Raw genomic sequence first — 21,214 nt, forward strand, 5'->3', positions numbered from 1 at the left:
ACATTTTCGAACCGACACCTGCCTGGAGGGGGTAACAGGATGCGCATCGGAATTGTCGTGGACTCGGCCTGCGATCTGCCGCAGGACTTCATTGAAAAGAACAACCTGGTGCTGCTGCCGATCACGGTGCGCATTGGCGAAGCCGTGCTTGCCGACCACCGCGACGAGCAGGCCACCCTGAGCTTCCTGCACGCCCACGTGGCCGAGAACGGGGCCGAGGCGGAAACCATTCCCTTCAGCGTGGTGCAGATCCGCGATCTGTTCCTGGGCAAGCTGGTGATCGACTACGACCATGTGTTCTGCATGACGATCACCAAGACCCGCAGCCCGATCTACGACAACGCGATGCAGGCCAGCTTCGCGATCCTCAACGACTACAAGCCGGTGCGTCAGGCGGCGGGCTTCAACTCGCCGTTCGCGCTGCGCGTGCTGGACACCCAGAACCTGTTCGCCGCCCAGGGCGTGACCGCAGTGGAAGCGGTGCGCCTGCGCGACAGCGGGGCCAGCGTGCAGCAGATCCGCGAAAAACTGGAGACCCTGGCGCATAACGTGCACGGCTACATGGTCACCCGCGACCTGTACTACATGCGCGCCCGCGCCCGCCACAAGGGCGACCGCAGCGTCGGCCTGATCAGCGCCGCGCTGGGCAGCGCGCTGGACATCAAGCCGGTGCTGCATGGCTACCGGGGCGAAACCGGCCCGGTGGCCAAGATCAAGGGTTTCGACAACGCCGTGCAGAAGCTGTTCGACTTCGTCGGCCAGCGGGTCAAGGCCGGGCTGATGACCCCCACCGTCTGCGTCAGCTACGGCGGCGAGCTTGAAGACCTGCGGGCCCTGCCCGGCTACGCCGCGCTGGGCCAGACCTGCGAGGCGCACGGGGTGCAGCTGTTCGAGTCGGTGATGAGCCTGACCGGCATGGTCAACGTCGGCAAGGGCGCGGTGACGGTCGGCTTTGCCGACGGCCCGCACACCTTCAGCGGCTGACCGGTTCTGCACGCCGGTTGCACCGGGTTTCTGGCAGTCTGCGCGCATTCAATGGAGACCACCATGTCGTCAGTCGTCAAGTACACCATCAGCCTGCCGGACCCGGAAAAGGCCCGTGGCAGTGACCCGGACCTGTCGTTCAAGTCGCACGGAGCCAGTGGCTTCGCCGAGGAACTGCAGGACGCCCTGCGCAGCACCGCCCTGTTCGAAAAGTGGAAGGCCAAGCAGCCCGACCCGGACGCGGTGGAACCGCAGTGGGGCGTGACCGATCCCGAAGCCACCGTGACCGGGGAACAGAAGGACCTGCGCATCAACCTGACCGTCAATACGAAGATCGACAGCGACGTGTTCAAGCAGCGCCTGCGCCTGCTGGCCGGCCATCATTGGGAAATGCGCGACGTGCAATAATCCGTGCAACCACGCACGGACCGCACGATGGACCCCAAGCTCAAGGACCTGATCGCCCAGACCAATCTGGGCGATCTGCTGCAACCTGCCAATCCGCAGCAGGACTACCAGCAACCGGTGGCTCCACCGGCTCCGACAACGCCCGAACCAGCCCGTTCCACCACCGACCCGCTGCAGGTGCATTTTGGCGATGTCAGTGTCGTTGGAGCCCTGCGCAGCGACAGCCCGGTGAGCGGCCGCCTTCGGCTGTTCGCGCTGTTTTTCCTCGGCGGCCCGACCATCATCACCGGCCTGGTGCTGCTGGATGTCGTCCTGCGCAACGATAACGCCACGCTGTTCGGCAAGGCCGTGGGTGCCGTGTTCTGCCTGGGAATGATCGCCTTCTGGCCACTGATCATCTATGCCAAGCGGCGGAAAGCATCCGACCTCGCCCCGTGACATCCATGCAGATCCGTCCCTACCGGACCGGCGAAGAAGCCGAGCTTCACCAGTTGTTCCATGCCGCCGTGCATGAGACGGCCTCTCGCCATTACTCGCCGCAACAGTGTGCGGCCTGGGCACCAGACAGCTACGACATCGCTGCGTGGGCCGAGCGGATCCGATCCGTGAATCCGTTCGTGGTGGTGGTGGGCGATCAACTCGCAGGATTCGCGGACCTTCAGGAGTCAGGCTACATCGACCTGTTCTTCGTTCACCCCCGGTGGACTGGTAAAGGCGTTGGCCGTTCACTGATGCAGCACCTGATGAGTGAGGCGGCCCATCGTGGCATCATCGAACTCACCGCCGACGTCAGCCTTGCCGCGGAAAAATTCTTTGCTTCGAATGGGTTTGCAGTGGTAGACCGGCAGGTGGTTGAGCTACGCGGGCAATTGCTGCCCAATGCACGCATGCGATACGTGGCCCAAGCTGCGGAACCGGGCAGGGATCCGTTATGAGGGCGATGAGTCCGGGCCGCTCGGCCAAGGCCAGACGCGAGGCATTACTTCGACCCGCCGAGCGCGGACAAGGGAAGCTGCGGTTTGCACCGCGTGGATTGCGTTACCTGCAGCGCTGGTCGGAGGGGTTCGCCGGAAGGTTTCCCTCCGCGGAAGAGATTGCCGAACACCCCCGCTACTGGAACAACAAGATTCCCGTCGAGTCGCGATTGGTAGAAGCGCCGACCACCAATCCTCAATTGCAGCGGGAATGCGCGCAGTACTTGATCAATGCCTGCGCGCACCTGATCGCGGCAAAGCCAGCTGAACTCGCCCACGTGCGGGTTACGTGCCTCATCACCCTGCCACACATGTTTGGCAGCGAGATATGCCTGTACCTCGATGAAGATTACTACCGCGGCCACACCGTACCCGGTCCCTACGACCATGGCCGACTGCGGTCTCTGCAGCCGCGTAGCTTGGCGCGCGAATGGAACCTGACGTTGCCGCCCGGCGTGGGCGAATGGGGCGTTGCCGCCGAGTATCCGGCAGTTGAAGGGTACGACGAGTGGTACAGCGATCTGTGGTATTTCGGCGAGGTGGGTGCGTAACCTTGACCGGCATGGACACGCATGGCGTGTCCCTACGGCACCTGTCCTTCTACCACCCGGTTGCGGCCCTCGTGTTTGGCCGCATACAGCGCTGCATCGGCGGCTTTCAGCAACGGCGTGGGATCGGCTGCTTCCATCGTCGCCACCACCACAGCCCCTACACTGATCGTCACCCCGATCTGCCCCACCCCGTCCGGTGAGGCCAGCCGGATGCGCTCCACCGCGCCGCGCAGCGTATCGGCCAGCGCCAGCACGCCCGCACGCGGCGTGGCCGGCACCACCACCGCAAACTCTTCGCCGCCGTAGCGCGCCACCACATCGGTGCCACGCGTGGCGCAGTGATTCAATGTGTTTGCCACTGCGCGCAGACACGCATCCCCCATCGGATGGCCGAAGCGGTCGTTGAACTGCTTGAAGTGATCGATGTCGATCATCAGCAGGGCGAGCGGCTGCCCGCTGCGTCGCGCCCGGCTCCATTCGGCCAGCAGCACCTGGTCGAACTCGCGCCGGTTGGCCACACCGGTCAGCGCGTCCACGCGCGCCAGCCGATCCAGCTGGTCCCGGCCCTCCATGGCCCGCACCTGCATCACCACGCCACGCAGGCCCGCCCCGAGCGTGGCAAAGATGAAGCCAAACGCAGCCAGGTGCGGATGCGGGTCCACCAACAAGGCCGACACCACCAGCAGCGCCGCCGGCAGGATCAGCGGCGCGCCGGCACGTACCGCCAGGGTCAGCCGGCGCGGCGTCTGCCGGGCCGGCTCTTCGCCGTGCTGGAACGCCAGCACGGCCAGCAGCAGGAACGGGAGATCGATCAGCAGGTCCGGCAGCGCGCCATAACCGGTGTCGGTGGCGACGTGGTTGATGTAGGCGGCCATCACCAGATACACCCAGGCAAACACCGTCAGTGCGCGGAACAACCCGCGCCGGGTGCCGTCTTCGCTGGTCACATAGCGCAGCAGCGCGAACACCGCGATGAAGATGTTCTCGATGTCGAACATCAGGCGCAGGCTGCCTACGCCCGGATCCGGCGCATCGCTGGGCGTGGCGTAGGAAAAGGTGTGAACGAAGAACAGGTAGCCCAGCAGCAGGGCCAGCGCACCGTCGATGGCGATCAGGTACCAGCGTTCGTGGCGCGGGTGTGCCATCGCAAAGGTGAGTGGCACGCCGTACAGCACGTACAACAGCATGGCAAAGCCCGGTATTGCATCGACATGGCCGAGCGCCACTTCCTGGTACATGTTCAGCGCCATGCCCCCCGCCCACAGCAGCATGCCGACAGCCAGCGCCAGCCAGCCGATGCGCACGTCGCTGTGCCAGCTGCGCACCATGCGCCGGATGCAGGCTGCGGCGGCCAGCACCGGTGCACCGATCAGAAACAGGAATGACGCCAGCGTGGCATGGCCCGGCAGCCACAGGGCCATCGCATGCGCCAGCATGTACAACGCGGCCGCCAACCACGCCATCCTGCTCTCCCCCTTGGAAGCGGTGTGCCACTACCTTAGCGCCTGGCTGTGCAAAGTGCTTCACACCCCGCCCACGACGTAATCATCTGCATGACGGCCCGCCCAGCGCGGCACCGCCATTTCACGGACCGTGTGCGCTCGTATGCGGCATGGTCGGGGCAGATGTGAAACGGAGTGCCCGATGCTGCTGAAACGCCCTGCTTCCCTGACCCTGCTCGCCTTGGCGCTGGCCGCGACCAGTGCGCCTGCCCTCGCGCAGGCCCCTGCCCCCACCGCGCTGCCCGCGCCGATTGCCGAAGCGGAGACCTTGCAGACGGGAACGCGTTCGAACCTGCACGCCCAGGTACTGCTGGACCGGGCCAACTTCTCGCCCGGCCAGATCGATGGTGAGATCGGCTCCAACCAGCGCCGCGCCGTAGCTGGCTTCCAGGCCGCCCGTGGCCTGAAGGTGACCGGCGAGCTGGATGACGCCACCTGGCAGGCGCTGCAGGCAGACGCCACACCGGTACTGGCCCGCTATACGCTGACCGCCGAGGATGTCGCCGGTCCGTTCCGTCCGGTGCCGAAGAAGCCGGCCGACCAGGCCAAGCTCGACGCGCTGGGGTATGCCTCGGTGGCCGAAGCCCTGGGTGAGCGCTTCCACGCCGACCCGAAGCTGCTGCAGGCGCTGAACCCCGGTGTGGACCTGGGCAAGGCGGGCAGCCAGATCCAGGTGCCGAACATTGCGCCGGCCGCCTTGCCCAAGGCGGCGAAGCTGGTGATCGACAAGTCCGATTCGACGCTGCGCCTGTACGACGCTGCGGGCAAAGTCTATGCCCAGGTTCCGGTGTCCTCGGGCAGCCAGCATGACCCGCTGCCGATCGGCGAGTGGAAGATTCTGGGGATCTCGCGCGACCCGCCGTTCCACTACAACCCGAAGCTGTTCTGGGATGCAAAGAAGGGCGACCGCAAGGCGACGATCCCGCCGGGGCCCAACAATCCGGTCGGGCCGGTCTGGATCGATATCTCCAAGCCGCATTACGGCCTGCATGGCACGCCGGAGCCCGGGCACGTGGGCAAGACCGAATCGCACGGCTGCGTGCGGATGACCAACTGGGATGCGTTGCGGGTGGCTGACGCGGTGGATGCGTCGGTGCCGGTGATCATGCAGGAGTGAGCATATGACCTTGATGCGGCTGCTGGCGTTGGGTGTGGTGATCGGCGCCGCCGGGTGGTGGCTGCTGGGCGGTTCGCGGGTGGGGCCGGAGGTCGTGTCCGTGCCGGCGGCGGTTGATGCGCCTGCGGAGGGTTTATCGGGGAGCCGGCCAGCGGCCGGCACTACCGGAATCCCGGCGGCCAAAGCTCCTGCGGCGGTACCCGACGCGACCGGGGAGGTTCCGCCGGGGCTGCTGGTGCCGGTGCAGGGGGTGCTGCCGAGCCAACTGCAGGACACCTTCACCGATGCGCGCAGTGAGGGGCGGGTGCATGACGCCATCGACATCATGGCCGCGGCGGGCACCCCGGTGGTGGCGGTGGCTGATGGCACCATCGAGAAGCTGTTCACAAGTGAGCGCGGTGGGCTGACGGTGTACCAGTTCGAGCCGGACGGGGTGTACTGCTATTACTACGCGCACCTGGACCGGTATGCCGATGGGCTGGCCGAAAAACAGGTGGTCAAGCGCGGGGATGTGATCGGGTATGTCGGGAGCACTGGTAATGCCAGCCCGGACGCGCCGCACCTGCATTTCGAGATTCACCGGCTGGGGCCGGAGAAGCAGTGGTGGAAGGGGGAGGCGTTGAACCCCTATCCAGTGCTGAGGGGGGCGGCTGTGCGAAAATGACCCCATGAGAACCCCCGAAAGCCTGCAGGCGCTGATTGACGACGGCGTTATCGATGAAGTGCTGCGCCCGCTGAAGAGCGGCAAGGAAGCGGCCGTGTACGTAGTGCGCAGCGGCGATGACGTGCGCTGCGCCAAGGTCTACAAGGACATGGCCCAGCGCAGCTTCCAGCAGCGCGTGCAGTACCAGGAAGGCCGCAAGGTGCGCGGCAGCCGTGAGGCCCGTGCCCAGGCCAAGTCCAGCAAGTACGGCCGAAAGCAGCAGGAAACCGCCTGGAAGAACACCGAGGTGGACGCGCTGTACCAACTGCGCGACGCCGGTGTGCGGGTACCGGAGCCCTACGGCTATTACCACGGCGTGCTGGTGATGGAGCTGGTCACCGACGCCGAAGGCTACTCCGCTGCGCGCCTGGGCGAAGTGGAACTGAGCGCCCAGCAGGCGCGCGCCTTCCATCAGGTGCTGGTGCGCCAGGTGGTGCTGATGCTGTGTTGTGGCCTGATCCACGGCGACCTGTCGCCCTACAACGTGCTGGTGGGGCCGGACGGTCCGGTGGTGATCGACTTTCCGCAGGTGGTCAGCGCCGGCGGCAACAACAGCGCCCGCACGATGCTGCTTCGCGACGTGAACAACCTCACCGCCTATCTGGGGCGTTCTGCACCGGAGCTGTTCGACACCTGGTACGGCGAGGAAATGTGGGCGCTGTTCGAGGCCGGCGAACTGCTGCCGGACAGCGTGCTGACTGGAACCTTCGTGCACGACGAATCGGACGTGGACCTGGACAGCGTGCGCCACGCCATCAACGATGCGCGCGAGGAAGCGTTGATCCGGCAGCAGGGCCGTGAGGCGGCCGAGGCAATGGACGACTGAAGCGGGGTTGCAATCACCGGGACCGCGACGACACGCATGGCGTGTCGCTACGGGGTGCCGGTGATGCGTAGGGACGCGCCATGCGCGTCCGCGGGAATCAAGCCTTCAGCGCCTCGGCGTGATATGCGATGTGCTCGCCGATGAAGCTGCTGATGAAGTAATAGCTGTGGTCATACCCGGGCTGCATCCGCAGCTGCAGCGGATGGCCCGCTGCCGTGCACGCGGCCTGCAGCCACTGCGGCTGCAGTTGGCTGTCGAGGAATTCATCACCACCGCCCTGGTCCACCAGCAGCGGCAGCTTTTCTTCGGCGACGGCCACCAGTTCGCTGGCATCCCACTGCGCCCAGCTGGCACGATCCTCACCCAGGTACGCGGCAAACGCCTTCTGCCCCCACGGCACCCGCGTGGGGGCGACGATCGGCGAGAACGCCGAGACGCTGCGATAGCGCCCCGGGTTGCGCAGCGCGATCACCAGCGCACCGTGGCCACCCATCGAATGACCGCTGATACTGCGTGCATCAGAGGCCGGCAGGTGCGCTTCGATCAACGCCGGCAGCTCCTGCACGATGTAGTCATACATGCGGTAGTGCGTCGCCCACGGTTCCTGGGTGGCATTTAGATAGAACCCCGCGCCTTTGCCGAGGTCGTAGCCCTCGGCATCGGCCACGTCGTCACCGCGCGGACTGGTGTCCGGGGCCACGATGATCACGCCGTGCTCGGCGGCGTAGCGCTGCGCACCGGCCTTGGTGATGAAGTTCTGCTCGGTACAGGTGAGCCCGCTCAGCCAGTACAGCACCGGCAGCTTCTGGGTGGCGGCCTGGGGCGGCAGGTACACCGCCACGTTCATGTCGCAGCCCAGCACCTGCGAACGGTGCCGGTATACGTCCTGCCAGCCGCCGAAGGCGGCGCGATGTTCAATGCGTTCCATGTCAGTAGTGCACCACCGAACGGATCGACTTGCCTTCATGCATCAGCTCGAAGGCGTCGTTGATCTGCTCCAGGTCCATGGTGTGGGTGACGAACGGAGCCAGCTCGATGGTGCCCTTCATCGCATCTTCGACCATGCCCGGCAACTGGCTGCGGCCCTTGACCCCGCCGAACGCGGTGCCCATCCACTTGCGGCCGGTGACCAGCTGGAACGGACGGGTGGAGATTTCCTGGCCGGCACCGGCCACGCCGATGATCACCGACTGCCCCCATCCCCGGTGCGCGCATTCCAGCGCCGCGCGCATGACCTGGGTGTTGCCGATGCACTCGAAGCTGTGGTCCACGCCCCAGCCGGTCATTTCCACGATGACCTGCTGGATCGGCTTGTCGTGATCCTTCGGGTTCACGCAGTCGGTGGCCCCGAACTGCTGGGCGAGGTCGAACTTGGTCGGGTTGGTGTCCACGGCGATGATGCGGCCGGCCTTGGCCTGGCGCGCGCCCTGGATCACCGCCAGACCGATGCCGCCGAGGCCGAACACGGCCACGCTGTCGCCTTCCTGCACCTTGGCGGTGTTGTGCACCGCGCCGATGCCGGTGGTGACGCCGCAGCCCAGCAGGCACACGTGCTCCGGGTTGGCTTCCGGGTTGATCTTCGCCAGCGACACCTCAGCCACCACGGTGTACTCACTGAAGGTAGAGCAGCCCATGTAGTGGTAGATCGGTTCGCCGTTGTAGCTGAAGCGGGTGGTGCCGTCGGGCATCACGCCCTTGCCCTGGGTGGCACGCACGGAGACACACAGGTTGGTCTTGCCCGAGGTACAGAACAGGCACTCGCCGCATTCGGCGGTGTACAGCGGAATGACGTGGTCGCCCGGCTTCACGCTGGTGACGCCCTCGCCCACTTCGACCACGATGCCGGCACCTTCGTGGCCGAGCACCGCCGGGAACAGCCCTTCCGGGTCATCGCCGCTCAGGGTGAAGGCATCGGTGTGGCACACACCGGTGTGCGTGATTTTGACCAGCACTTCGCCCTTCTTCGGCGGGGCGACATCGATCTCGACGATCTTCAACGGCTGACCGGGACCAAACGCTACAGCGGCACGGGATTTCATCACCAACACTCCAGAACAGGAAAAGAGGGAACAGCGGCGCGGCAGTGCCGCGCTTACTTCAGATAGGAACGAATCAGCGCGCTCATGTCGCGCACGCGTTCGGCACGCTGCGCATCGGACTGCGCAGGCTGGCCGAACTCCTCGCGCAGGTGCGCTTCCATCACCTCGGACATCAGCCCGTTGACCGCACCGCGGATGGCGGCGATCTGCTGCAGCACCGGGCCGCAGTCAGCCCCGGTTTCCAGCGCCCGATCCAGCGCATCGCACTGGCCCCGGATGCGGCGCACGCGGGCAAGCACCTTTTTCTTCTCTTCGGGGGAATGGGGCATGGGCAGATCGGACCGGAACTATACTGGGGGATAGTATACACCCGGGTAAACCTTGGTATGCAAACAGCCCCGTTCACGCATACCAAGAGATAGCTCCGTTGGGCCAGGTGGCAACGCGATAGTGAAGCCACCCCCACCCCACAGGAGACACCCGATGTCCGACGTCATCATCACCGACAAGCAGCTGTCCTCGTCCGCCTTCAGCGCGGTCATCAACGCGCCGATCGAACAGGTGGACATTGCCGACTGGCTGTTCAACCTGCCTGAAGCCGAATACCAGCGCTGCTGCCCGCCGGACCACATTTCGGCCGGCACCACCAGCACCGACGACGGCAAGCGCATGTCGATCAACGTCGAAATGATCGGCAAGACCCTGATGGTCCAGCACTACGTGGCAGAGGTCGCGACGCCCGGCCTGTGCCGCATGGTGTCCACGTCCGATGCCTTCACCCCCAATGGCCGCACCCGTGTACAGGTGATCTGGACCCTGAGCGTGAAGAAGATCGACGCCAACACCTGCGAATACACCAACAGCGTGGTGGCCCACCCGACCCAGGAGTTCCTGGACTTCATCGCCGTGCACGGCACCCCGTTTGAAGACGCCGCGGCGGCCCGCCAGCGCGACGGCGGCGACCACAACAGCCGCGAAACCCCGCTGTTCGCCGCCAGCATCGAGCGCCGTGCGCTGGCCCGCCGCGTGGCCGGGGCTGCCTGATCCACGGTCATGTCACAACCGCTCACACTACCGCAGCGGCCACTCCTCGCGTTCAGTCCGACCGGCATCGTCGAACTGCTGCGGCGCTGCCGGCCCTTCGCCGGGCCGGCACTGCTGGTCAGCGTCGGCTACATGGACCCGGGCAACTGGGCCACCGACCTGCAGGCCGGCGCGCTGTATCACTACGACCTGCTGTGGGTGGTGGTGCTGGCCAGCGCGATGGCGATGGTGCTGCAGTTGCTGGCGGCGCGGCTGGGCATGGTGTCCGGACGCGACCTGGCCCAGGCCTGTCGCGAGCACTACCCGGCGTGGTGTGCAGTTCCGTTGTGGCTTCTGTGCGAGATCGCCATCGGTGCCTGCGACCTGGCCGAAGTGCTGGGCTCCGCAGTGGCGATCAACCTGCTGTTCGGCACGCCGCTGATGATGGCGGTGCTGATGACCGCTGGCGATGTGTTCCTGCTGCTTCTGCTGCAACGTCATGGCATGCGCGCGATCGAAGCCGTGGTGCTGGTGCTGGTAGCCACCATCGCCGGCGCGTTCTTCATGGAGTTGTTCGTGCTGCCGGCCACGCGGCCGGACCTGCTGGAACTGGGCAGGGCCGTGGTGCACCCCACCCTGTCCAGCGCCGGCATGGCCAGCATTGCGGTGGCCATCATCGGTGCCACGGTGATGCCACACAACCTGTACCTGCATTCGGCCCTGGTCAGCGGAGATCCGCAGGCGGCCGCACCGCGTCCGGCTGCACTGAAGCGGGCACTGCGGATGAGCACGTGGGCCACCGTGGTGTCCCTGAGCCTGGCCTGCCTGGTCAACGCCGCCATCCTGGTGCTGGCCGCACAGGTGTTCCATGGGCAACAGCAGATCAGCATCGGCGGCCAGCACTACGTGCTGGGCGACCAGACCGACTGGATTCAGCTCGCCTATCTGACCTTCACGCCGGTGGTGGGCTCGGCACTGGCCAGCGCACTGTTTGCCATTGCCCTGCTGGCATCCGGTCAGTCCAGCACGTTGACTGGCACCCTGGCCGGCCAGGTGGTGATGGAAGGGTTCACCCGCTGGCACCTTGATCCCTGGAAGCGCCGCATGCTCACGCGCGCCCTGGCCATCGCACCGGCGGTGGTGATCATCGGGCTGCGCGGCGACAGCAGCGTCAATGACCTGCTGATCCTGAGCCAGGTGGTTCTCGCCCTGCAGTTGCCGTTCGCCATGTTTCCGCTGCTGCACTTCGTCAGCACCCGCCGCCACATGGGGGCTTTGCCGACGCCGCGCCTGCTGCTGGCACTGGGCTGGCTCAGTGCCGCCGCGATCACCGCCTTCGATCTGGTCGGCCTTCCCGGCAGCGTGGCAGACGTCCTGCGCATTTTGACCCGTTCAGGAGTTCACCCATGATTCGATGCATTCGACTGTGGACCGGTGCTGACGGCCACTCCCATTTTGAAGAGGGTCAGCTGCAGCTTGGCCCAGGCCAGCACGGCAAGGCCTCCGGCCTGCCGATCGCCGCACTGGAACTCTCGTTCCAGGAAACACCATCCCCGGCATCCGGCGACTGGCACCAGGACCCGATTCCGCAGTTTGTGCTGACGCTCTCCGGCACGGTCGAGTTCGAAGTGCACTCAGGCGCAACCTTCATCATCCAGCCCGGAGATGTGCTGATCGCGCAGGACCACAGTGGCAGTGGTCACCGTTGGCGGCTGCTGGACGACGCGCCGTGGCGACGCGCCTACGTCATCTACAGCACCAATGCGACGCTGCACTTCGTCGGCGCGGGATAACAGTCATGAACCGTCTCGCCGATGACTCCTTCGATGTCGTGCTGGTGGGTGCGGGCATCATGAGCGCGACCACCGCCACGTTGCTGCAACTGCTGGCACCCCAGCTGCGCATCGCCGTGGTCGAGCGACTGCAGGACTGTGCGCAGGAAAGCTCTATGGCCTGGAACAACGCGGGCACGGGCCATGCCGCCAACTGCGAGCTTAACTACACCCCGCAGCGCGACGATGGCTCGGTGGACATCGACGAAGCCTTGAAGGTGAATACCGAGTTCGATGTGTCGCGCGAACTGTGGACCTACCTGGTGCAGCACGGCACGATCACCGACCCACGCTCCTTCCTGCACCCCTGCCCGCACATCAGCTTCGTCACCGGCCTGGAAAATGTCGCTTTCCTGCGCGTGCGCTTCGAGGCCATGCAGCGGCATCACTGCTATCGCGGCATGGAGTACAGCGAGGACCCTGCCGTGATCGCACAGTGGGCGCCGCTGGTAATGGAGGGGCGTGACCCGATCCAAACAGTGGCCGCCACGCGCATGGTCAGCGGGACCGATGTCGATTACGGAGCACTGACCCATCAGTTGATGGCGGGGCTGCAGCACCGCGGCGCAGAAGTGCGCTATGACACCGAAGTCGTCGACCTCATCCGGACGGACGATGGCTGGCATCTCACGACGCGGGACGGCACCGGCCGCGACGACACGATTCGCGCCCGGTTCGTATTTCTTGGCGCAGGCGGCGCTTCGTTGAAGCTGCTTCAGAAGTCCAACATTCCCGAGGGCCGGGGCTATGCGGGATTCCCGGTCAGCGGCGTCTGGCTGCGTTGTGATGCGCCGGAGCTGGCCGTGCGCCACACCGCCAAGGTCTACAGCAAGGCCGCATCGGGTTCACCGCCGATGTCCGTACCCCATCTGGATCTGCGCATGGTGGAGGGCAAGGCCTCGCTACTGTTCGGACCTTATGCGGGCGTTTCCACCCGCCTGCTGAAGCATGGTTCGGCGCTGGACCTGTTCGACACCCTGTCGGCCGACAACCTGCTGCCGATGTTGGACGTGGCCGGGCACAACCTGCGGCTGGAGGAATATCTGCTCGGGCAGGTGCTCCAGTCCCATCACGCGCAGTTCAAGGTGCTGCAGCAGCTGTTTCCCCAGGCCCGCCCTGAGGACTGGCGGCTGGAAGTAGCTGGGCAACGCGTCCAGATCATCAAGCCCAATCCGACCGGCTACGGCGGCGCATTGAGGTTCGGCACCGAACTGGTGGCGGCAGACGACAAAAGCCTGGTGGCGCTTCTGGGTGCTTCGCCCGGTGCGTCGACCGCTGCCGCCATTGCGGTAGAGGTGCTGCGGACCTGTTTTACCGAACAACTGACCGAGCAGGCCTGGCTGCCGCAACTGCGCGCGATCCTGCCCAGCTATGGCATTGATCTGCGCGAGGATGCGCAGGCCTGCCGCGCAAGCCGTTCCCGCACTGCGGCGGTGCTGGGCATCGGGGAACCGCATGACTGAGCCGCGCACACGTCAGATGGACGATGCCGCGCGCGTGCTGCTGCGTCTTGCCAGGCTGCAGCTGGCCGCCGGGTCGGACAGCTGCCATGTGCAGGAGCGCATCAGCTCACTGGCCTCCACATGGGACATGACCGCATCGTTGTTCGTGAACGGAGAGCGGCTGCTGATCATGCTTGACGACGGAGGCACTTATCGCACGCGGATCGGCCATCGCGTCTCCGGGATCGGCATGGATGCTGATCGACTTTTTGCGCTGGATGAACTGTCCCGCAGGATGGAAGGCGAACCACATTGCCCGCGCGATATGTCCGCCGCCCTTGACGCTATTGAGTCACGACCACAACGCTACCCTGCGACCTGGGTCACTTTATGTGTTGGAATCACCGCCGCCGCACTCGCTCGCCTGTTCGGTGCGGAGTGGTGCGTAGTGGCCGCCGCGCTCCCGGCGGGGGTCATCAACAGAATGGTCCAACACCGGCTGCTGTCGGCCCGGTTCGCCCCGCTGCTGGCCGCCGGTTCTGCCGCGCTGGTCAGCAGCCTGTTGGCGAAGCTGTTGCTGCACGACACCCATGCAGATGCTTCGCTGGCGATGGTGGCGATGGGCATGGTGTTGGTGCCTGGCATTGCGCTGCTCAACGGCTTTCGGGACCTCGTCCAAGGCGCGGCGTCGCTTGCGATCTCCAGGCTGGCAGATGCGTCCAGTGTGGTGGTGGGCATTGCGGCCGGGCTGGCCGTGGCAGGCTCGCTGGCGGGCATCACCGTGACTCCTTACGCTCCACCTGTACAACTGGGGCTGCTGGAAGACGTTGCAATGTCGGCGGCCGCCGCGTGGGGGTTTGCGGCGATGTTCAATGCGCCTTTGCGGGCCACCGTGCCGATCGTGGTGTGCGGCGCGCTGGCGCATGGACTGCGGTCCACGCTGATGTACACCGGGCTGGACCTTGGAATGAGCACGTTCACTGCGGCGCTGGTAGCAGGACAGATCGCGATCTGGATGGCGCGCGTAATGCACGCGCCATGGATCGCGTTCGCGTTTCCGGCCGTGGTTGCGCTGATTCCCGGGTCGTACGCCTTCCGTGGCCTGATCGGTTCGCTGGCCATCATGAACAGCGGAGGCACGCTGCCGCCGTATCAGCTGGGTGCCACCCAGGCGGACCTGATCACCTTCGTGCTGCTGACCTGCGCGATTGGCAGCGCGCTGCTGGTAGTAGCCTCGTTGGCTCGAACGACTCCGCGCCGGTAGTGGCGACGCTCCGCTCAATGCCCGGTAAACAGGCTCCGTATCCGACTGCAGAGCGGATGCAGCACCCAGGTATCAAACGCCGCCCAATGCTGGCGAAACTGGATGACCAGTAGCAGCACGAACACATCGATGCCGATCATATCGACCAGCAGAATCCCGGACAGCAGTTCGGGGTTCAGCACGAACAGCAGCAGCACTCCGAATCCAAGCAGTGCTGCCCACCGCTTCGCGACGGGCGAGTTCAGCCTGGCAAGCAGGAAACGCATCGCGCCGTTATCAGTTGAACATCTCGCGGATGCCGGTCACCTTGCCATCCTCGAAGGTGATGAGAATGGTCTTGCTGGACTTGTAGTACTCCCAGCGCTCACCCGTATTGGCACCAAACCGGTTCTCCAGCTGGACAACCCGGTCCGGCTTGCCGGCGACCTGGTTCACCTTGCCTGCGGTATCACCGCTGGACACCAGCCGACCGCCGAACTCCACACTGCTGGCCACGGCAGTGCCTGCAAGCAGGCAGAGGGCCAACGACAGAATAATCCTGTTCATTTTGCTTCTCCTTGAAGCGTCGCGGGTAATGTCTGACGCTACTCTGCCACACTGCGAGCGACTCAGCATCCTCCCTAGATCGCGTAGCCCAGGGTGCGCAGATACGACTCAAAGTAGTGCGCGAAAGCAAACCCGGCACCCGCCCCCGCCAGCACGAACAGCCATCCCCACAAGGAGGGCCGGGTAGTAGGCCCCAGCACCCGGGAGGTCTTTCCGCCGAACACGGTGTAGGTGATGCCAGTCAGCAGGAAGAGCGGCAGAAGAAAGACAAACTTGCTGTCATAGGCCACGCGCTCGGCACCTGCACGTGCGTCCGTCAGCGGCAGGTAGACGTCCATGATGAATATAACAAGCGCTGCCACCAGCGCGACCAGGCCGTAACCTCTGCTGGCAAAATCCAGCGGCCCCTCCTTGCCCTTCAATGACGGATCCTTTCGCCGGGCTTCCATCGCCTGCAAAAACGCGTCCGGTCGCTCCTGTTCAGCCGCCATGCCTGCACTCCCCCTTGTATGCTTGGTTGCCGATAGTAGGCAGCTGAATGGCGCGATTCAAGAGACTTCAGGGTGAGGAGCGCGATGGATTTTCTGGTCAACATCGACGTGGACAATCTGGCCTCGGCAGAGGCGTTCTACACACGTGCCTTCGGGCTGACCCCGGGCCGCCGGTTCGCTGCCGATGGTGTGGAACTGCTGGGCGGCCCTGCCCCCATCTACCTGCTGGTGAAGCCGTCTGGCACGTCAGCCACGCCGCAGGTGCGGGATCGCCGCGACTACCGTCAGCACTGGACGCCGGTGCATCTGGACTGGGTGGTTGACGATCTGGACGCCGCACTGGACCGGGCCGTGGCCGCCGGGGCGCGGGTGGAACAGGCACCGGCGACCCATGCCTGGGGCCGGATCGCACTATTGGCCGATCCCTTCGGGCATGGCTTCTGCCTGCTGCAGTTCCTCGGCCGGGGCTACGACGAGATCGCCGATACCTAACGACGGGTGTAGGATCGACGGCAGGGAGACATCCTGCTTACCGCTGGCGGAGGCAGGTACATGCAGGACCTTCATATCGTCGACGGCGACAGCGCAGCGGCCTGTCTCAGGCATGCCATCGTCACTGGCCAGATGTCCGGCGAGGTATTCGCGCTCAACGACTGGCTGTCGGTTGGCCCGCTGGGAAGCGCCGCCGAACGCAACGCCTTTCTGAGTACGCTCTACTTGCCGCCACCCTCCGCTGCCGGCGAGTTCGATGATCTCGAGCCAGGCGAAGACGCGTTCGCACGCTGGGTTGCGTTGAAGGCGCGCTTCCAGATTCCGGGCAGGGCAATCCTGTGGATCAGTGGAAACGCGTCGGATCATGTCCTGTTGCGAATGGCCTGCCACATGCTGAAGGCAACTCGCGCCATGCTCTGGCAGGTATCGGTTCCCGCATTCGAGGGCTGGTTCGAATCAGTGGCCGCGCATCCGCCTGAGGCGCTGGCGCGCTTCGCGCCATCTGCCCGACCCTTGAGCTCAGCCACAGCTGCGGCGTTGGCACGGGAATTCATCGCCATCGCCGCCCATCCAGAACCCGTACGCCACCTGGATGGCGACGGCACGCTTCGCTACCGCCCGATCGACCTGCACGATGCGCTGCTGCTGACCTGCTGTCCCTATCAGTGGACGCCAGCCAACTACGTGGCCGGCAATGCCATGTCACGCTGCGAACGGCGCAACGGTCTGAGTGACCACTTCTTCGCAGCGCGGTTGCGTGCACTGATCAAGAGCGGGCAGGTTGAGAGCCACATGCCGTTGTCGGATGCGGCGTGGGACTGGCGAATCAACGTGCGCCGCGTGGGCGGCACGGACCTGCCCAAAGTCAATCAGCGATTGCGGAACCGGTATGCCACCGATTCCGACGACGGACGTGCATAAGAGCGCCCGCCCACTTCCACCACGGGCAACTCATACATGCCATTGCGCAGCAACCCGGCGTGTCGGAACCGGCTGTCGAACTGCGCCTCAATCGCCGGCACATCGATGTCGTAGTAGCGCACCGGAATACCATCGCTCTGCAGGTCGGCCAGCATGCGGCGGGTGAAGCCGCAACCGGTGCGTCCGTAAACATCGACGGCGGGGCCGGTCACCTGGTCCGCAGGCGTTGCCGGGATAGGATTGGCCATCAGCGCTTCGGCCTGCTGCGCACGGCTCGGGAAGAAGGTGCGCTTCGCGTGCAGCACGCCGCCCAGCAGGCTGAGAATCATCAGCAGAACAAACACGCGGTTCATGGACATCCCTGTCAGACGGGCGTTGTGCCCGCGCGCACGCTACCACGCCGCCTTGCAGCACTCAATCGGGCTGACGCAGTCGCTGCGCGTCGCGAGCCGGCGGCAGCCCAAACAGGCGCGCGTACTCGCGGCTGAACTGCGAAGGACTGTCATAGCCCACCCGGTGCCCCGCCGTCGCGGCATCCAGGCCCTCGCCCACCATCAGCCGACGCGCTTCCTGCATGCGCAGCTGGCCACGGAAATCCAGTGGACTCATGGCGGTGACCGCCTTGAAGTGCGCGTGAAAGCTGGAACGGCTCATGCCCGCCACCTCGGCCAGCATCTCGATGCGGCTGGCATCGCGATAGTTCGCACGCAACCACAGGATGGCGCGGGCGATCTGTGCCTGGCGGGTATCGGTGCGCGCCATGAGGTGGAACACTTCACCGTGTTCGCTGCTGATCAGGCGGTAGAGCAGTTCGCGCAGCGCCAGTGGTGCCAGCGGGGCGATGTCCTGTGGCGTGTCGAGCAGCTTCAACAAGCGGGTCGCTGCCTCAAGCAGCGGGGAAGTCATTGCACCGAGCGTCAGCCCGGCGCTGTCATCCATCGCCGCGGGCAGCGGGCGTGGATGCTGCAGCGTCAGCTCACCCAGCAGGGCCGGATCCAGATCCAGCTGCATGCACAGGTACGGGGCGGCTTCGCTGGCCTCCACCACCGCGCCCATCACCGGCAACCCCACCGTGGCCACCAGGTAACTGGCCGGATCGTAGTGAAACACCCGTTCGCCCAAGGCCGCGCGCTTGCGGCCCTGCGCCACGAAGCACACCGTGGGTTCGTAGATCACCGGCATCGGCAGCGTCGGACTGGCGCAGCGGATCAGGGTCACGCCCGGCAACGCGGTGGCGAAAGTGCCGTCACCGTGCGCATGGCGGGCAATGGCATCGCGGAAGGTAAGCAGCGCGGTCATGTCCGCATCATCGACCACCTTTGGACAATCGTGCAAGCATGCCGGCGAGGTGTTCTACCGCCTGCCGTGGATGGCTGCCGAGAATGTCCCCCATCACCTGACGATGGGAACTGCGCCATGCACACCGCCACATCACTGGACCACTACCGCCTGCTCGGCCGCTCCGGCCTGCGCGTTTCGCCGCTGTCGCTGGGCACCATGACCTTCGGTGCTGACTGGGGCTGGGGCGCGGACGAAAGCGAGGCCCGCCGCATCTTTGATGCCTACGTGGATCGCGGCGGCAACTTCATCGACACCTCGGTGAACTACACCAACGGGGCAGCCGAACAGATCCTGGGCCGCTTCGCCAAGGCCAAGCGCGACCAGCTGGTGCTGGCGACGAAGTACACCATGGCGCGCGATGCGGCCAACATCAATTCCGGCGGCAACCACCGCTACAACCTGGTGCGCTCGGTGGATACCAGCCTGCGTCAGCTGGATACCGACCGTATCGACCTGATGTACGTGCACGCCTGGGATTTCACCACCCAGCCGGAGGAAGTGATGCGCGCCCTGGACGATCTCGTCCGCGCCGGCAAGCTGCTGTACCTGGGCATCTGCAATACCCCCGCGTGGCGGGTGGCGCAGATGCAGACCCTGGCCGACCTGCGCGGCTGGTCGCCGCTGGTGGCACTGCAGATCGAGTACAGCCTGGTCGAGCGCACGGTGGAACACGAGCTGCTGCCGATGGCGCAGGCGTTGGGCCTCGGCGTATTGCCTTGGTCGCCGCTGGGCGGCGGCATTCTCACCGGCAAGTACAGCACCGCGGATCTGTCCGATGACAACAGCGCGGAAGTGTCGGGTGACCGCAAGGGCGTGATCGCCTCCATCGGTCACCTCAACACGCGTTCGCTGGCGATTGCGGACGTGGTCGGCAACGTTGCTGACGAGCTGGGGGCTTCGCGCGCGCAGGTGGCGCTGGCATGGACACTGGCACAGGCTGGCGTGGTGTCGCCGATCATCGGCGCGCGCACGCTGGCACAGGCCGAGGACAATCTGGGCGCGCTCGCGGTATCACTGAGCACCGACCAGCTGCATCGCCTGCAAGCCGTCAGCGCCCCTGCACCGATCTTCCCGGAGCGCTTCATCGGCCGCCCGATGGCGCAGCAGCTGATCTTTGGTACCGCCACGCTCGGCGGCAGGCACGGATGAGCGTGCGCCTCGCGGTCAGTTCGACAGGTACTGCTCGGCGTAGAAGCTTTGCAGGAATTCGTCGGCCCGCTGCGCAGACAACCCCTGCTCGCGCGCCTTCGCCAGCTCCCGCTGATAGTCAGGGGTCTGCCGGTACGCATCGAACTGCTTCTTTTTATAGGCAGCGAACGCCTCGGCATCCAGTGCGAGGTGTTCAGTGACCTTGCCTGCCTTGACCTTGATCAGCTGGTAGTGGTCGTACATGGAGCCATAGCCCATGTGAACGTACTCGGTCATGCGACCGTCCGGTATCACCAGGGCACCGGTGTACCACCGCGCGGCCACCGGTGATGATGCATCGGGGAAGATCGTCGACATCACGCTCTTGACCTCCGGTTCAGCGCTGTTTCGCTGATAGATGTCGATGGTCACGTCGGCCAGCACCAGTTCGCCGTTCTCGATCCGCCAGTGCGCCACATAGCCGCGCCAGCTGGCCGTGGACTGGCCTTCTGCCGGCGAGCGCGAGCCGATCTTGTCGAGATGCGAGGCCAAAGGGTTCGTGTTCAGCGACAGCGTCTTGCCGTCGATCTCGATCCGATCCGGGATCTGCGCCGTGGCCGAGGCCATCCGAGGCAGGCACACGGCCAACAGGCCAATCAACAGGAAGTTCAGGTAGCGCATGCGATCTCCTTTCGCCCTCACACCGGTTCGTGAAGCATGTCGACGAACGCGCGCAGGGCCGAGGACATCTGCCGCTGGCGGGGGTAGTACAGCACGAAACCGGGAAACGGTTCACTCCACTCCTCCAGCACGGCCTGCATCTGGCCGGCATCGAGCCAGGGGCGGGCTGCGTCTTCCAGCACGTACGCCAGCCCGAAGCCATCCAGCACGGCGCGGATGATCGTGGTCTGCTCACTCAAGGTCAGCCGGCCCTGCACGTCCAGTTCCAGCGACTGCCCGTCGCGGTCGAACTGCCACTTGTACAGATGCCCACTGGCAAACCGGAAGCGGATGCACTCGTGCTGCAGCAGGTCGCGCGGATGCTGCGGAGCCGGGTGGCGTTCCAGATACGCCGGCGAGGCCACGATCATCCCGCGCAGTGGCCGCCCCAGCGGTACTGCCACCATGTCCTCGGGCACAAACTCATGTAGCCGCACCCCGGCGTCGAACCCTTCGGAGACGATGTCGACCAGACCGTCGTTCTCGGTTAGCTCCAGGCGCACGTCCGGGTGGGCATGCAGAAAGCGGGTCAGGCGCGGGCCCAGCTGGGTCGGCACGGCGGCGCGCGCCGCGTTGATCCGCAGCAGCCCGGCCGGGGCGGCGCGGAAGTGATTCATTTCTTCCAGCGCGTCGCTCACCTGGTTCAGTGCCGGCTGCAGCCGGTCCAGCAGCCGTTGGCCGGCCTCGGTCAGCGCCACGCTGCGGGTGGTGCGGTGGAACAGCCCCACCCCCAGGCGTTCCTCCAGCGCGCGGATCGCGTAGCTCACGGCCGACGTGGACAGGGTCAGCTCGGCCCCGGCCTTGCGGAAGCTGCGATGGCGGGCCACGGCGGCAAAGGCGGCGAGGTGGGTGAGATTGTCAGTGGCCATGATTGTGCAGTCCGCCTTGATGACACATGCCGATATCGGGA

General features: G+C 65.4%; 27 protein-coding genes. 16 read left to right on the forward strand and 11 right to left on the reverse strand.

Annotation, left to right across the window (positions count from 1 at the left end; all coding sequences use genetic code 11):
* Window positions 1-39 precede the first annotated feature (39 nt).
* From PDM29_RS03715 to PDM29_RS03735, 5 genes are all read left to right on the forward strand, one after another.
* Complete coding sequence (locus PDM29_RS03715) at window positions 40-984, forward strand: DegV family protein (protein ID WP_311192543.1); 945 nt, start codon at window positions 40-42, stop codon at window positions 982-984.
* A 63-nt stretch (window positions 985-1,047) separates the two neighbouring features.
* Window positions 1,048-1,392: a hypothetical protein gene (locus tag PDM29_RS03720; RefSeq protein ID WP_311192544.1), complete on the forward strand. Its 345-nt coding sequence runs from the start codon at window positions 1,048-1,050 to the stop codon at window positions 1,390-1,392.
* Window positions 1,393-1,419: 27 nt separating this feature from the next.
* Window positions 1,420-1,830, forward strand: a complete 411-nt coding sequence (locus tag PDM29_RS03725; RefSeq protein ID WP_311192545.1) for a hypothetical protein — start codon at window positions 1,420-1,422, stop codon at window positions 1,828-1,830.
* Between the two features lie 5 nt (window positions 1,831-1,835).
* Entirely contained in the window at window positions 1,836-2,327 is a 492-nt protein-coding gene (locus tag PDM29_RS03730) for a GNAT family N-acetyltransferase (protein WP_311192546.1), read from the forward strand.
* Between the two features lie 5 nt (window positions 2,328-2,332).
* Window positions 2,333-2,917 (forward strand): DUF3916 domain-containing protein, encoded by a 585-nt coding sequence (locus tag PDM29_RS03735; RefSeq protein WP_311192547.1) that lies wholly within the window; start codon window positions 2,333-2,335, stop codon window positions 2,915-2,917.
* Between the two features lie 32 nt (window positions 2,918-2,949).
* On the opposite strand, the gene PDM29_RS03740 is transcribed toward PDM29_RS03735, so the two are convergent.
* Window positions 2,950-4,380 carry a GGDEF domain-containing protein gene (locus tag PDM29_RS03740; protein ID WP_311192548.1) on the reverse strand — a complete coding sequence of 477 codons (1,431 nt, stop codon included), beginning with the start codon at window positions 4,378-4,380 and terminating at the stop codon, window positions 2,950-2,952.
* A 181-nt stretch (window positions 4,381-4,561) separates the two neighbouring features.
* Here PDM29_RS03740 and PDM29_RS03745 point away from each other — a divergent pair, with 181 nt between their 5' ends.
* The 3 genes from PDM29_RS03745 to PDM29_RS03755 are packed head-to-tail and all read left to right on the forward strand — an operon-like array spanning window position 4,562 to window position 7,065.
* Complete coding sequence (locus PDM29_RS03745) at window positions 4,562-5,536, forward strand: L,D-transpeptidase family protein (protein ID WP_311192549.1); 975 nt, start codon at window positions 4,562-4,564, stop codon at window positions 5,534-5,536.
* A 4-nt stretch (window positions 5,537-5,540) separates the two neighbouring features.
* Window positions 5,541-6,200, forward strand: a complete 660-nt coding sequence (locus PDM29_RS03750; RefSeq protein WP_311192550.1) for a M23 family metallopeptidase — start codon at window positions 5,541-5,543, stop codon at window positions 6,198-6,200.
* Between the two features lie 4 nt (window positions 6,201-6,204).
* Window positions 6,205-7,065 carry a PA4780 family RIO1-like protein kinase gene (locus PDM29_RS03755; protein ID WP_311192551.1) on the forward strand — a complete coding sequence of 287 codons (861 nt, stop codon included), beginning with the start codon at window positions 6,205-6,207 and terminating at the stop codon, window positions 7,063-7,065.
* A 97-nt stretch (window positions 7,066-7,162) separates the two neighbouring features.
* Here the strand turns inward: PDM29_RS03755 and fghA are convergent, their stop codons facing one another.
* The 3 genes from fghA to PDM29_RS03770 are packed head-to-tail and all read right to left on the reverse strand — an operon-like array spanning window position 7,163 to window position 9,433.
* On the reverse strand, window positions 7,163-7,993 hold the full coding sequence (fghA, locus tag PDM29_RS03760) for an S-formylglutathione hydrolase (RefSeq protein ID WP_311192552.1): 831 nt from the start codon (window positions 7,991-7,993) through the stop codon (window positions 7,163-7,165).
* A gap of 1 nt (window position 7,994) precedes the next feature.
* Window positions 7,995-9,104 (reverse strand): S-(hydroxymethyl)glutathione dehydrogenase/class III alcohol dehydrogenase, encoded by a 1,110-nt coding sequence (locus tag PDM29_RS03765; protein ID WP_311192553.1) that lies wholly within the window; start codon window positions 9,102-9,104, stop codon window positions 7,995-7,997.
* A gap of 53 nt (window positions 9,105-9,157) precedes the next feature.
* Entirely contained in the window at window positions 9,158-9,433 is a 276-nt protein-coding gene (locus PDM29_RS03770) for a metal/formaldehyde-sensitive transcriptional repressor (protein ID WP_311192554.1), read from the reverse strand.
* 154 nt (window positions 9,434-9,587) lie between these two features.
* Here PDM29_RS03770 and PDM29_RS03775 point away from each other — a divergent pair, with 154 nt between their 5' ends.
* Genes PDM29_RS03775 through PDM29_RS03795 form a run of 5 tightly spaced genes read left to right on the forward strand, consistent with a single transcriptional unit; the run spans window position 9,588 to window position 14,665 of the window.
* Window positions 9,588-10,148: a hypothetical protein gene (locus tag PDM29_RS03775; RefSeq protein ID WP_311192555.1), complete on the forward strand. Its 561-nt coding sequence runs from the start codon at window positions 9,588-9,590 to the stop codon at window positions 10,146-10,148.
* A 9-nt stretch (window positions 10,149-10,157) separates the two neighbouring features.
* Window positions 10,158-11,537, forward strand: coding sequence for an Nramp family divalent metal transporter (locus tag PDM29_RS03780; protein ID WP_311192556.1), 1,380 nt, complete (start codon window positions 10,158-10,160; stop codon window positions 11,535-11,537).
* Window positions 11,534-11,920, forward strand: a complete 387-nt coding sequence (locus tag PDM29_RS03785; protein ID WP_311192557.1) for a cupin domain-containing protein — start codon at window positions 11,534-11,536, stop codon at window positions 11,918-11,920. The genes PDM29_RS03780 and PDM29_RS03785 overlap by 4 nt, the downstream gene beginning before the upstream one ends.
* 5 nt (window positions 11,921-11,925) lie before the next feature.
* Window positions 11,926-13,422, forward strand: a complete 1,497-nt coding sequence (gene mqo, locus PDM29_RS03790; RefSeq protein ID WP_311192558.1) for a malate dehydrogenase (quinone) — start codon at window positions 11,926-11,928, stop codon at window positions 13,420-13,422.
* Entirely contained in the window at window positions 13,415-14,665 is a 1,251-nt protein-coding gene (locus tag PDM29_RS03795; protein WP_311192559.1) for a threonine/serine exporter family protein, read from the forward strand. The genes mqo and PDM29_RS03795 overlap by 8 nt, the downstream gene beginning before the upstream one ends.
* Before the next feature lie 14 nt (window positions 14,666-14,679).
* On the opposite strand, the gene PDM29_RS03800 is transcribed toward PDM29_RS03795, so the two are convergent.
* The 3 genes from PDM29_RS03800 to PDM29_RS03810 form a co-directional block, all read right to left on the reverse strand.
* A complete protein-coding gene (locus PDM29_RS03800) occupies window positions 14,680-14,931 on the reverse strand; it encodes a hypothetical protein (RefSeq protein ID WP_311192560.1) in 252 nt (83 codons plus the stop codon).
* A 10-nt stretch (window positions 14,932-14,941) separates the two neighbouring features.
* A complete protein-coding gene (locus PDM29_RS03805) occupies window positions 14,942-15,211 on the reverse strand; it encodes a DUF2845 domain-containing protein (RefSeq protein ID WP_311192561.1) in 270 nt (89 codons plus the stop codon).
* Between the two features lie 74 nt (window positions 15,212-15,285).
* Window positions 15,286-15,702: a hypothetical protein gene (locus PDM29_RS03810; protein ID WP_311192562.1), complete on the reverse strand. Its 417-nt coding sequence runs from the start codon at window positions 15,700-15,702 to the stop codon at window positions 15,286-15,288.
* An 84-nt stretch (window positions 15,703-15,786) separates the two neighbouring features.
* Here PDM29_RS03810 and PDM29_RS03815 point away from each other — a divergent pair, with 84 nt between their 5' ends.
* On the forward strand, window positions 15,787-16,194 hold the full coding sequence (locus PDM29_RS03815; RefSeq protein ID WP_311192563.1) for a VOC family protein: 408 nt from the start codon (window positions 15,787-15,789) through the stop codon (window positions 16,192-16,194).
* Window positions 16,195-16,254: 60 nt separating this feature from the next.
* Window positions 16,255-17,115 (forward strand): DUF3658 domain-containing protein, encoded by an 861-nt coding sequence (locus PDM29_RS03820; protein WP_311192564.1) that lies wholly within the window; start codon window positions 16,255-16,257, stop codon window positions 17,113-17,115.
* Here the strand turns inward: PDM29_RS03820 and PDM29_RS03825 are convergent.
* Both PDM29_RS03825 and PDM29_RS03830 read right to left on the reverse strand, forming a co-directional pair.
* Window positions 17,064-17,468: a glutaredoxin family protein gene (locus tag PDM29_RS03825; protein ID WP_311192565.1), complete on the reverse strand. Its 405-nt coding sequence runs from the start codon at window positions 17,466-17,468 to the stop codon at window positions 17,064-17,066. The genes PDM29_RS03820 and PDM29_RS03825 overlap by 52 nt on opposite strands.
* 61 nt (window positions 17,469-17,529) lie before the next feature.
* Complete coding sequence (locus tag PDM29_RS03830) at window positions 17,530-18,414, reverse strand: AraC family transcriptional regulator (protein WP_311192566.1); 885 nt, start codon at window positions 18,412-18,414, stop codon at window positions 17,530-17,532.
* Between the two features lie 117 nt (window positions 18,415-18,531).
* Here PDM29_RS03830 and PDM29_RS03835 point away from each other — a divergent pair, with 117 nt between their 5' ends.
* Entirely contained in the window at window positions 18,532-19,605 is a 1,074-nt protein-coding gene (locus tag PDM29_RS03835; protein ID WP_311192567.1) for an aldo/keto reductase, read from the forward strand.
* A 15-nt stretch (window positions 19,606-19,620) separates the two neighbouring features.
* Here PDM29_RS03835 and PDM29_RS03840 read toward each other — a convergent pair whose 3' ends face one another.
* Window positions 19,621-20,265, reverse strand: coding sequence for a hypothetical protein (locus tag PDM29_RS03840; protein ID WP_311192568.1), 645 nt, complete (start codon window positions 20,263-20,265; stop codon window positions 19,621-19,623).
* 17 nt (window positions 20,266-20,282) lie between these two features.
* Entirely contained in the window at window positions 20,283-21,173 is an 891-nt protein-coding gene (locus PDM29_RS03845) for a LysR family transcriptional regulator (RefSeq protein ID WP_311192569.1), read from the reverse strand.
* Window positions 21,174-21,214: the final 41 nt, after the last annotated feature.

The sequence above is a fragment of the Stenotrophomonas oahuensis genome, assembly GCF_031834595.1.
Taxonomy (GTDB): Bacteria; Pseudomonadota; Gammaproteobacteria; order Xanthomonadales; family Xanthomonadaceae; genus Stenotrophomonas; species Stenotrophomonas oahuensis.

Coding starts and splice junctions, on each gene's coding strand:
- mqo (WP_311192558.1), top strand. CDS start 11,926: ATGAACCGTCTCGCCGATGACTCCTTCGATGTCGTGCTGGTGGGTGCG.
- PDM29_RS03825 (WP_311192565.1), bottom strand. CDS start 17,468: ATGAACCGCGTGTTTGTTCTGCTGATGATTCTCAGCCTGCTGGGCGGC.
- PDM29_RS03835 (WP_311192567.1), top strand. CDS start 18,532: ATGCACACCGCCACATCACTGGACCACTACCGCCTGCTCGGCCGCTCC.
- PDM29_RS03755 (WP_311192551.1), top strand. CDS start 6,205: ATGAGAACCCCCGAAAGCCTGCAGGCGCTGATTGACGACGGCGTTATC.
- PDM29_RS03715 (WP_311192543.1), top strand. CDS start 40: ATGCGCATCGGAATTGTCGTGGACTCGGCCTGCGATCTGCCGCAGGAC.
- PDM29_RS03805 (WP_311192561.1), bottom strand. CDS start 15,211: ATGAACAGGATTATTCTGTCGTTGGCCCTCTGCCTGCTTGCAGGCACT.
- PDM29_RS03735 (WP_311192547.1), top strand. CDS start 2,333: ATGAGTCCGGGCCGCTCGGCCAAGGCCAGACGCGAGGCATTACTTCGA.
- PDM29_RS03820 (WP_311192564.1), top strand. CDS start 16,255: ATGCAGGACCTTCATATCGTCGACGGCGACAGCGCAGCGGCCTGTCTC.
- PDM29_RS03750 (WP_311192550.1), top strand. CDS start 5,541: ATGACCTTGATGCGGCTGCTGGCGTTGGGTGTGGTGATCGGCGCCGCC.
- PDM29_RS03810 (WP_311192562.1), bottom strand. CDS start 15,702: ATGGCGGCTGAACAGGAGCGACCGGACGCGTTTTTGCAGGCGATGGAA.
- PDM29_RS03720 (WP_311192544.1), top strand. CDS start 1,048: ATGTCGTCAGTCGTCAAGTACACCATCAGCCTGCCGGACCCGGAAAAG.
- PDM29_RS03845 (WP_311192569.1), bottom strand. CDS start 21,173: ATGGCCACTGACAATCTCACCCACCTCGCCGCCTTTGCCGCCGTGGCC.
- PDM29_RS03775 (WP_311192555.1), top strand. CDS start 9,588: ATGTCCGACGTCATCATCACCGACAAGCAGCTGTCCTCGTCCGCCTTC.
- fghA (WP_311192552.1), bottom strand. CDS start 7,993: ATGGAACGCATTGAACATCGCGCCGCCTTCGGCGGCTGGCAGGACGTA.
- PDM29_RS03765 (WP_311192553.1), bottom strand. CDS start 9,104: ATGAAATCCCGTGCCGCTGTAGCGTTTGGTCCCGGTCAGCCGTTGAAG.
- PDM29_RS03795 (WP_311192559.1), top strand. CDS start 13,415: ATGACTGAGCCGCGCACACGTCAGATGGACGATGCCGCGCGCGTGCTG.
- PDM29_RS03785 (WP_311192557.1), top strand. CDS start 11,534: ATGATTCGATGCATTCGACTGTGGACCGGTGCTGACGGCCACTCCCAT.
- PDM29_RS03745 (WP_311192549.1), top strand. CDS start 4,562: ATGCTGCTGAAACGCCCTGCTTCCCTGACCCTGCTCGCCTTGGCGCTG.
- PDM29_RS03770 (WP_311192554.1), bottom strand. CDS start 9,433: ATGCCCCATTCCCCCGAAGAGAAGAAAAAGGTGCTTGCCCGCGTGCGC.
- PDM29_RS03830 (WP_311192566.1), bottom strand. CDS start 18,414: ATGACCGCGCTGCTTACCTTCCGCGATGCCATTGCCCGCCATGCGCAC.
- PDM29_RS03780 (WP_311192556.1), top strand. CDS start 10,158: ATGTCACAACCGCTCACACTACCGCAGCGGCCACTCCTCGCGTTCAGT.
- PDM29_RS03725 (WP_311192545.1), top strand. CDS start 1,420: ATGGACCCCAAGCTCAAGGACCTGATCGCCCAGACCAATCTGGGCGAT.
- PDM29_RS03740 (WP_311192548.1), bottom strand. CDS start 4,380: ATGGCGTGGTTGGCGGCCGCGTTGTACATGCTGGCGCATGCGATGGCC.
- PDM29_RS03815 (WP_311192563.1), top strand. CDS start 15,787: ATGGATTTTCTGGTCAACATCGACGTGGACAATCTGGCCTCGGCAGAG.
- PDM29_RS03730 (WP_311192546.1), top strand. CDS start 1,836: ATGCAGATCCGTCCCTACCGGACCGGCGAAGAAGCCGAGCTTCACCAG.
- PDM29_RS03800 (WP_311192560.1), bottom strand. CDS start 14,931: ATGCGTTTCCTGCTTGCCAGGCTGAACTCGCCCGTCGCGAAGCGGTGG.
- PDM29_RS03840 (WP_311192568.1), bottom strand. CDS start 20,265: ATGCGCTACCTGAACTTCCTGTTGATTGGCCTGTTGGCCGTGTGCCTG.